This window comes from Gilliamella sp. wkB292 (genome assembly GCF_001690235.1).
Taxonomy (GTDB): domain Bacteria; phylum Pseudomonadota; class Gammaproteobacteria; order Enterobacterales; family Orbaceae; genus Gilliamella; species Gilliamella apicola_F.
Genome location: NZ_LZGO01000056.1, coordinates 1 through 10,210, shown reverse-complemented (window position 1 = coordinate 10,210; position 10,210 = coordinate 1). Strand labels below are relative to the sequence as shown.

Here is a 10,210-nt window from a genome sequence, read left to right as displayed (position 1 = left end):
TTCCCTTTCCGGCACCACTATTTCTTACAACCGTAGTTTCAACCGTCGTTCCATGGCTGGCAGCCTGATTCATGAGTTGATTACCTGTGGCGATATCACCGGAATGATAAGCCTTTTCAGCTTCTTTCACTAATGCTTGCCCAGCTTTAGTCTCTATTTTAACAATTTTTCCAGCTACTTTAATGTATTTTGCAAATGGTAATGCACCGACAGCTGCTATTGCATAATCACCCCAGGTTTCAGCATCCCTGAAAGCAATATAGTCACCATATGGAGTGGTTAATATTGCAATATCTTCAGGTAAACGTTTTAAATCTTCTCTCAGTGGATCATACATGAACCTGCCTGAGTTCATATCATCAATCAGCTGAGTTGTTTCTTCTGGCGTTAAATAACCCGCTGCTGAGGCATGGAGGATGCCGTCATAATTTGCTCCTGTTTCAGGTGAAAGACCTACAATATCCCCACCAAATCCACCACCGTCGCCCCAGCTCATAGCATTATTCTCAACCGCATTTTTACCACCAGCAATAGCGGTATTAATATCCTGAGCATCACCACCTAATGCGGCAATAGTCAGACCGGTGGCCAGTTGGGCGAGTGCGCTGACTTGTTGTTTTTCATCCTGAGTTAATTCATCTATACTTTTATTCGGATAAAGAATACTGGCAATCACTTCTGCGCCTCGCTCACTGACCGCTGCACCAACTCCGCCAACAACAGCTGAGTTACCTTGTAGCTCGGCAACCACGGCCCCAAGGATGGCATGACTGATAGTGTTAGCGACCTTATTGTCACCGGTTTGCTGCTTGATTATCGTGGCCAGTTTTGGTGCCAATGCACCAGCTACCGCACCGGTCATGTCGCCGGTGATTAAGCCATTGATGATATTAATCGCCATGTCGATGCCTTGACGGGTATTACTTCCCATCGCTGACATGCCTTCATTCATCGCTTTGTCGTAGGCTTCTTTATATATTTCTTGTTGTTCTTTGTCGGTTAACGGTTTATTGGATTTTTGTTTTTTGTCCTCTACCGCTTTTTTCGCCTCTTCTGTCGCTTTAATGCGGTCTATGGTGTTGAGCATGGTGAGTGTTTCACCACTAATTTCACTCACTAACCGGGTTTGGTCTATTTTGCTTTGTTCTTTTTCTTTATCAAAGATATGCTTAAGTTCATTACTGGCATGCTCAGTATCCCGACTTAACTCATTGATATCCTGCTTTTGTTCATTCTCATTGCGGATGATGATGGTGCCTTGGGACACCGCTGAATGCGTTATCGATTGTTCATTGTCTTTTTTATTATAACCGGCTGGCATTGATGGCATGCCAATGGTGCTGACGCCAACACTGCTGCTACTGACTTTATAATCCGCTTTATTTTCGATATCAGTAAAGCTAATTGTGCCCGTATCAAGTTTGTTTTTACCGGTATCTTCGGCTTCCGATGCAATCACCGCCCCTTTTAAGTCAGTATTATTACCAACTTTAATATCATACCCACCTTTACCTGCAAATATGCCTGACTGGTCTGTAACACTTTTCCAGTTGCTGTCCATTTTGGAGGTAGAATTAGCCGCATTAATACTGCTTGTACCGCCAAGTGAAAAACTGCCGCCTACTGAGCTTGAGCTGTTTTTCATATGATATTCGTCACTATCTTGTTGTGAGGTAATATTCAGGTCATGACCAATATCAGCAACAACGCTGTCGCCTTTTATCTGGCCAGCATTAATATTGGCATCATTGCCTGTTATCATCGTTAGCTTATTGCCGGCTTCTATAACACTTTCTGTCCAGTCTGTTCCATTCCCTTTTTCTCGAGATTTACTTTGACTGCCGCTGGCTGATATATTAAATCCATTCTTTTGACCACCAAAGTTATATCCGACACTTACCGAACCACTGCTACTTTTTTCTTTAGTATCGGTTTTAAACGTGTTTTCTTGGCCGATAATATTAATATCATGATTAGCGTTAATGGTTGCATTACGACCTGCTTGTACTTGACTGCCAATGACATTTATATCACCACTATTGCTTTCACCATTTCCTGTTGCAATGATAGAGACATCACGCCCCGCTGCAACCGATGAGCTAACCACGGTATGTTGTTCTTGATTAACCGTACGTTTGGTTTTTTCACTGCCAAGGCTAATATTAATGCCCACCGAAGCCTCAGGCACACCATCTTGTAAATTTGCTCCTGTTTCTAACGCCGCATTACCCGCTTGTAAGCCCGCTTTAATTTCCATTAATGCTTTGGTTTTATCATTGGTTTGCTCTTTGGCTTGTTGTAGTGTTTGAGTTGCGTTGTATATGTTACTGGCTGTACCCGAAACAGCAACGGTCACCCCTGTTTTTTGATATTTATACTCTTCTTTATGGGTAGTTTTAGCATCTAACGCTTCAATATTGACATTTTCACCTTGCATTTTAATATTTTGCTTAGCAATAATATCACTGCCTTCAACGTTAATATTTTTGCCTGCATGAATATTGACACTGCCGTCGGTACTGCCAACGACACTACCGACATAAGCTTGTTCGGTATCGGTTTGTTTTAGTGACTCTTTCTCTTTACCAACGGTAACACCAAGACCTCCACTGCTCATTAACCCTGATTTTTTCTTTTTTGTTTCTTCTTTTCGGTAATATGACTCTTCTGCGGCATTAACCGTAATATCTTTATCGGCATAGAGGTTGACATCATGGGTACCAACTACCTGACTACCGGTTACGGTTAAATTATTGCCAGCACTAATAGTCACACTATCACCACTGAGCATACTCCCTTTTTGAGTCGTGTTATCAATTACGGTGTGTGATGTACTTGTGGTTTTGTTTAAAAAACCTTTTGATTTAGTTTTATGAAATTCATCTAAAAAGGCGGTTTCGGTTGAAGAGCCTATTTCAATATCATTGTCTGCAATTAAATTTAATCGATTCCCCGCTTCAATATCGACTGTTTTGGCATTGATGTTATTACCTGCAATAATATTTACATTATTGGCCGCACTTATTCCGGTGCCAACCACGCTTTTTTCATCTGTAATGCGATAATCTTTTTTTCTTCGGTAATCAAATTTTTCTTCAATGTCAGCTGTGGTAAATTGGACATCATGGCCCGCTTGTAACCAGGTTGTGCCTTGTTCGCCACTGTTAATTATCCAGCCAGCCTGGGATTTAATGTCATGTCCTGCATCGATTATTATATTGCCGTCATTTACCTGAATAATGCTGGTTTTATCAATATTGGTCAGTGAATTTCTTGCTTTTGTTTGGGTTCTTGTGCTGGATAATAAATTAATATCATTATCTGCTGATAAGTAAACTAATTTATCCCCCACCAACTTACCATAATTGGTAATATCATTTTCAGCCGTTACCCCAACTTTATTACCGTAAATAGATCCGGTATTGTTGACATTGTATCCATTTAATAAAACATTTTCTTTTGCCTGTATTAAACCTTTATTGTCAAGCTGTTCACCTTTTATAAATACATTTTCGCCTGAAATAAGTGCACCATCTGTACCTAGCTGTGTTCGATTAACAATATAGACTTGTGGAACCAACACATCGATGTTTTCACCATCAACGGTAATGGTTTTTTTCATTAACAAGATCATATCGGTGGTTATGGCTCTCATCTGCTCTGCCGATAGTTCAACACCCGGTACAATTCCATATTGATTTGCAAAACTTATCCCTGCATCCATTAATGCCTGATATTGTTCAAGATCTGAACGATAACCCTGAAGATAGCGATTACCTGTTAAGCCAATAATCTGCTCACGAATAAGTTGCTGTTCGTAATAACCATCACCTAATCGTTTTTGGATTGAGTTTGGATCCACTTTTAAGCGATTAAGCATATAGTCAGAACTCAGCCACTTTTTACGTTGTGTAAAACGTGGATCGGTTTCAACGATATAACTTGGATTATATTTATTGACAATCCATAAACTATTATCAGGCAGGGTAATAGTTGGATCATATGTACTAATAGTTTTGATTGGAGCCATTATGCTATCAGCTTGAGCGGATTCTGGCTCTTTGATTGGTGTTTTATCCGCTGTATTGTTGTTTATATGATCAGTAATAATATCTTGTAAATTATTATCAGGTTTTTGACTAATAGCCGTTACATTATCAAATTTATTTGTAGGTACTGCAATATTCGATATTTTGTCAACTTTCTTATCATTCGGGGTTAGTTTAATATCAGTATTGTGTATTGGTTGTACAGGCTTTGTAGCGACCTCTTTAATGTCATTGTTCACTGTAATTGGCGTCGGGGTATTTTCTACCTTAACTGTTTCACGCGGTACCTCTTTTAATTCAGTTTGTTCAAAGATTTTATGATCTAAAATATTAGAATTTAAACTATCATCATTGAATATTTCATCAGGTTTATCATAAGGGGTAGAGGTGGCTCTATAATCTTTTGTGTCATTTTTCCAATGCTCTATTTTATTGCCCGAATACACATATTTTGAAATAGTTTCTTGTGAATAGTTATTTAATTGTTGCACATTAATATTAACGGTTTTACCGGCTACAATTTTACTATCCTGATTATTTAATATTTGTCCCTTAATGACTATATTATTTGCAGCAGTGATTTTACCGGGATCTGTTTCTAGTACTACAGTGCGATATTTTGTTTTAATGATTTTGTAATGCCAAGAATTTGTACTTGTATAACCATCTTTTTTAATTTGGATTCGTGATAAAGCACCAGTCGGTCTTAAGTACTCGGGAATGTCTTTCCATAAATACCAACAGCCCTTATCGTGCTTCTCACAACCGTATGATTGAGGCCTTTTTCCTCTGAAGTATTTACTTCTGATACGATATAAAATCTCATCAGGTGAATATTTTTCAAGTCTACCACCAGCGATAAAATACTCCTCCATTTCTGGAGCTTCATCACTTTTGCGCATTTCGGTTATGATATGATCATTAATGTTATTAATTGCATTAGCATTAATATATAAATCGCCATGAGACTCAATATTTGCCGAGTGATTGTTGATGACATCTGCATTACCTGTCACATTTAAATTCTCATCAAGATCACCACCAATAATAAAATTGCCTAAGCTGAGTAACTGAGCGTGAGTATAATTATTTAAAGTGTTAACGCCTAAATGAAAATTTTGCCGAGCAGCAATCACCGGTGCCACACCATTTTGTGCACGATTATTAAGTATTGAAGCTTTTATTGCTAAATTATCAGCATATATTCGCCCACTTTCTAAGTTATCTAATACATTGGTGCGAATGACTGTTGTGTCACCATTAATTAAACCATAATTATTAATGGTTTGATGATTGAGTGCTAAATAGCCAGCGCTAATTTCTGATTGTTTTTCGTTAATTAATTGCTTACTTTCTAATGAAATTTGTCGGCCAGCAGTCATTTTATTTTTATTAATAATGTCTTTTTGCGTACGAATAGACAGATGACCATTGGTGGTTATTTCATTTTCATTAATAAAACTTTCATCTAAATCGAGCGATAACTCATTTTGACTTTTAATTACACCATCACCATGAAATGATTGTGTTTTTAAATAAATACTATCAGCAAGTAAACTTGCTTTACTATTGTCAAAATCTTTTGCGTTAATAATAAGGTAATGACTAGCATTTAATTTTGCGAATTGATTATTTAAATGGTCACTTTCAAGCATAATATTTTCTGCTAAATAATCTGATTGCTGATTATCCATACTTTGTGCTTTTATGCTTATGAGCCCATTAGTTTTTAATGTAGCTGCTTGATTATATAAATTTACGGCTTCTAATAAAATACCATTATTAGATAACAAGTTAGCATAGCTGTTATTGATATTATTTGATGCTTTAAGATTAATCAAGCCATTAGCTGTCATGCTGGCAGCGCTATTATCGATATTATTGGCAGCATTTAAGATAATATCTTGTTCTGAATCCATTTTAGCTTGCTGATTATTGATTGTTGTCGCATCAATATTAACCGAAGCTTTTGCTTGTAATTCACTATTTTGGTTATTGAATTGATTGGCTTTAATAGTAAGTGATTTTTCACTAACTAATTTAGTATATTGATTCATCAAGTCTTGTGCATTAATCGCTAAATCGCCTTTTGTAAATAATTTCGCCTGTTGATTATTCAGCGTACCTGCATCAATTGTTATTCCTTTTAGCCCCGATAATAGTAATGCCGATTGATTATCAAATTGGTTGGCTTTTAAGGTTATTTGCGCTTGTGATTGTATTGTCGCATTATTATTCTTAAGATTATCACTGATTACTGTAATTGCTTTTTCGGCAACTAAAATGGCATCACTATTGTCAAATTCTGGACTATTAATCGTAATTGAATCATCAGATTTTAGTACCGCTTCTTTATTGGTAAGGTAATGACTATTTATGTTGATAGATTGATTGCTAAATAATTTTGAGGCAGTATTATCAACGTTTTCACTCGTGATGTTGATATTTCCTTTACTACTTAACATCGCTTTTCGATTATCTAATTGCTTTGTATTGATAGTCAGTGATTGCCCACTCCCCATTTGGCTGCCGGCATTATCAATTTGTTCACTATTAATAATCATATCTTGATTAGCAACCCATTTCGCATTGCTATTTTTAAGAGTATGTGCATTAACGTTAATTTTACCTTGAGCACCGAGTTCTGTTGATTCAGTATTAAGCTTATCAGTATAAATATTGATATCATTATCACTCATTAACGTTGCATTATTATCAATCAATTCTGTTGTTGAAATGTCAAGGTTGCCAACACTATTTATTGATGATTCAGAACTCGTAATTGTGCCAGATTTCACACCTAAATATTGCAACGACGTTAGTACTGCTTTTTTGATATTTAATGCCTGTTGATTATCAATATTTAGATTACCTTTGCTTGTCATTTTAGCTTGATTAAGCGATGCAATTTGGCTTTTTAGCGTAAAATTACCTTCTGTAACATATTCTGCAGTGTCACTCATTAACTGCTTAGTATCAATATTGATATCACCTTTACTGGAAAGTTTAGCTTGGTTAAGTGACAAGTTTTGGCTGTTTAAATCTAAATTGCCTCCACTTACATACTGAGCATTATCACTTGCTAGCTCATTAGTTTTAATATTAATAGATTGCTTAGCTTTAATTTCACTGTTTTGATTATTGACACTAGTAGCCGTTAGTTCAATCTTATCATTAGATAAAATAACGCTATGTTCATTATTAACATCGGTGGCATGAATATTAATAAATTGGTCTGCCCAAAATTTTGCATTAGTGTTAATAAAATTGTCTGTTGTAACATCAATAGCACCATCAGTAATCAATGTCGCATTAGCATTTTTTAGTGCATTATCTGCATTAATTTTAATGCCAGATTTAGTTTGTATTTGCGCCGAAGTATTGTCTATATCTTTAGCATTAATAACTAAACCACCATCAGATAATATTATTGCATCGCTATTATCAAGTTGCTCTGTTTCGATATTTAATTGCCCGGATTGTAGCGTTGTTTTTTTATTATTAATTTGCTGCGCGGTTAAACTAATTGTTCCCTCGCTGCTCCATTTGGCGTTTTGATTATTCAGTTGAGTAGTCTGCACTTTCATGCCACTTTTCGCATACATAGCCGAATTAGCGCTTTCAATTTGTTCTGCGTCAACCGTTAATTTTTGATTAGTAACTAGCTGAGCGGCGTTAAACGCTGCAAATTGTTTTGCATCAATCGTTAACTCTTTTTCTGCTTTTATCGTTGCATTATTGGCTTGGAGAGTTGTTGCATTAAATTGAATTTGGCCAGTTGATAATATTTCAGCATTATTATAAGTTTGTTGTTTTCCTATAATTGCTATGTCACCTTTAGCACCAACATTTGCTTTAGTTAAGTCAATATTCTGACTGTTAATTTGCATGTACTTTTGAGAATATAGATTTGCAGCGTTCGCAACAAGTTGTTCAGTTGCCGTCAAAGTGATTGCTTGATCTGACTGTATAACACTATTGTTACTTAATAATTTAGTCGTACGAAGGGTTAAATTTCCACCAGCAAAAAGTTCTGCCTCATCATTAACCATCTCTTGTGTATCAATATTTAATTGATCTTGCGATAACATTATGCTCGTTTTGTTATCAAACAATTTTGTTGCAAGAATATTAATATTGCTACCACTTTGCCATTTTGCATTTTGGTTATATAAGCTATTGCCTGAAAATGTTAAAGATTGACCAATTAATGTTGAGTTGTTGTTATTTAATTGATTAAATTGATAATTTATTGTTCCAGTTGCTTTTTGTTGACTTGATTGATTATTAATAGAGTCAGATTTAACTGTAATATTTTTACCTGCTAACCATAGTGAACTACCACTTTGTAATTCGTGACTATCAACATTAAAATCACCCAACACATTTAGCTGGGAATTATTTAGCTGTAAATAATGACTGTTTAAAGATAAAGATTGTTCAGTGATTAATTGAAGGAAATCGGCGAAATAATTATTGGATTTAATATTAATCGCTTTTTTTGCCTGTATATTGGCTTGATTAGTGAATAAATTTTGAGCGCCAATATTGAGCTCTTGCTCAGTAATAAGCTGAAGTTTATTAGCATTGATTTGATCTGCAGATAAAGAAATAGCACCTTTAGCACTTAAATTCGCATTTTGCATTGCAATATCTGCTGCGTGCATAGTAATTTTTTGATTTGTTGCGAGTTTAGAATCGTTACCTTTAATATCATTAGCAGTAAAAGTTATGTCGCTTTCTGATATTAATTGGCTATTTTCATTAATAATTGAACCACTGGAGAATGTGATTCCTTTTTTAGTGATAATCGTTGAATTAGATGTATCTATGCTGTTTGAATTAATTACATCAAGTTGCTGTTCTGTTTGCAGCTGTGCAGCTTTAAGTGAAAGGCTGTTGCCAAACAATTCAATACGATTAGCATATGTTTGGCTATTATCGAGATTTAAAGCTTCTTTTGCGTTTAATAAAAGTTTTTCACTTGCGCTATTTTTACCATTAAAATTAATATTATTGGCTGATGCAAGAATAGTTCCCGGATTAGTTAGTTTTCCTTGATCGTTGACACCAGACACAACACGACTATTTTTACTACTATTTATTTTGTTTGCGTCAAGTGTAATATTATTTTGAGCAATTAAAGAGCCATCATTAACAATAGTTTGTTCACTTTTTAATTTAATATTTTGTTTGCTGTAAATTTGATTCTGGTTATTAATATCTTGCACACTATTGATATTAATACTTTGTTGAGCCTGAATTGCGCCTTGATTGGTAATTTTACCATCGGCACTGATAACAATACTGCCGGCACTGGCACCCAGTTCACCAGCATTATGCACACCCACCCCTTTTTCGGTACCAATCATACGAATACTATTAGCATACATTCCACCAAGCTGTGAAACATCAATCGAAACTTCCGGTTTATTGTCAGTAGCGTTATCTAGTGGGGTGATAGTTTGTGTATCGTAACTGACCTGATTACGACCGGTGATTACATTCGCTTCATTGGCCCATATTGCCGAGTTAATCGATACCGTACGTGCTATCAAATCAGTATAGTTTTGCCCGGAGCTGTCAAGCCCTTTACCGGTTACGGTAATGTGTCCTTGTTCAACCTGGTAACCATTTATTTCACCATTATTGATAATCGGTTTACCGGTAGTGAGGGTCCCTCGACTGGCATTAATAAAACCACAACCATTACAGGTGATGCCGGAAGGGTTAGCAATAATAACCTCCGCTTTTTGACCGGCAACTTCAACCACCCCGTTTAATTGGCTGGGATTACGTGAATTGACTTCGTTTAATATGATTTTTGCCGGCCCGGTTTTATTTAATAGTTCATTACCTTGTACATAACCCGCAATTTGTGTTTGGCTGATTTTACTGCTGTTATTTAATATCGCACCTTGCTGTGATACATCAAATTGTTTGTATTTGTTATGCGATACCCCTTTATTGTTCGGGGTTTGAATGTTGACTTGTGTCACGCCATTCGCCGTTGATATCACTATCGGTTGTTGGTTGCGGCCAGCTTGGTTATCCGCCACTATTTGACTGCCATAAACCGGCGAAGTCAGCGTGACAAAACCCAGCGAAATAGATACGAATAAGCTTATCGGTTTGAGCGTTGCAAAAATAGATTCAATCGC

Annotated in this window: 1 protein-coding gene; it reads right to left on the bottom strand. The window is 36.2% G+C overall.

What is annotated here, in order from left to right; genetic code table 11:
- On the bottom strand, window positions 1-10,210 hold a 10,210-nt coding region (locus A9G09_RS07005), incomplete at both ends, for a hemagglutinin repeat-containing protein (RefSeq protein WP_065634158.1).